This is a genomic window from Shigella sp. FC1967 (assembly GCF_001743005.1).
Classification (GTDB): Bacteria; Pseudomonadota; Gammaproteobacteria; order Enterobacterales; family Enterobacteriaceae; genus Proteus.
On the sequence record NZ_MIIZ01001068.1, the window covers coordinates 1 to 1,039 of the forward strand.

The following is a 1,039-nucleotide window of genomic DNA, read 5'->3' on the forward strand; positions in this document are numbered from 1 at the left end:
AAAGATTTCATACATCTCATTCTAGATTATAAAAGAAAGAAAAATAGATTTATTGCGTTTGAAACCTTTATTAAAAAAGAAATAAACATTCATAAACCTGAAGGAATGTTTGAATATTTATTTCTTGGTAGCGACCAAATTTGGAATACATCTTATACTAATGGTATCGATAAACACTACTATGGCATATTTGATAACTTAACAGCAAATAATACTATATCATACGCTGCAAGTATGGGAACATCCAATATAAATTCAGAAGATGAATATACCTTTATTAAATATTTAGAAGGTTTGGATGGCATTGGTGTTCGTGAAGAAAAGCTTGCAAATTACATAAGCTCAATTAGCAGTTTAAACCCAGAAATTACTCTAGACCCAACATTGCTACTTTCTAAGTCAGAATGGAGGTCATTGAAAGATAGTGCAAGCATTCATGTAGATGAAAAACCTTATTTATTAATATATGAAGTTCACGAACACTCATTAACCCAACAAATCAAAGAATTTATATCAAAAAAAATTAGGACTAAGTATTGTATCATTATCGTCTAGAACGGATTGTTATACCAATAAAAATAATATCACAGATGCGTCACCTAATGATTTTATAAAATTATTTTCAAATGCTAGTTTTGTTATTACGACATCTTTTCACGGTACTGTATTTTCTATAATAAATGAAGTTCCTTTTCTAACCCTGAAATTTAATAACGATACTGATATACGAAGCGAGTCATTATTAGGACAAGTAAATCTACTAGAAAGACATATTGAAAGCATAGCAGACATTGATAACCTTCCATTAGAATTTAGCTTTGAAGAAAGCAATTTACTACTTGAAAAATATAGAAAAAAATCAAATAGATTTTTTAAAACGTCACATTCGAGGCTAGTTAACATGAAAAAAATATTATTTGTTTTTCATGATTCTAAACCTAAAAGCGGTGCAACTGCTTCTATGTTAGATATAATAAATAATTTATTAAAAAAAAATTGATCTGCAATATTTGCCTTGAATTCCAAATTAATAAACGTA

2 protein-coding genes are annotated in these 1,039 nt (G+C 27.8%); both read left to right on the forward strand.

What is annotated here, in order from left to right:
- Positions 1 to 555: polysaccharide pyruvyl transferase family protein (locus tag BHE89_RS18425; RefSeq protein WP_141008336.1), on the forward strand; the 555-nt coding region annotated here is incomplete at its 5' end.
- Positions 536 to 1,000 carry a polysaccharide pyruvyl transferase family protein gene (locus BHE89_RS27170; RefSeq protein ID WP_128860709.1) on the forward strand — a complete coding sequence of 155 codons (465 nt, stop codon included), beginning with the start codon at positions 536 to 538 and terminating at the stop codon, positions 998 to 1,000. The genes BHE89_RS18425 and BHE89_RS27170, both read left to right, overlap by 20 nt.
- The last annotated feature ends 39 nt before the right edge of the window (positions 1,001 to 1,039 follow it).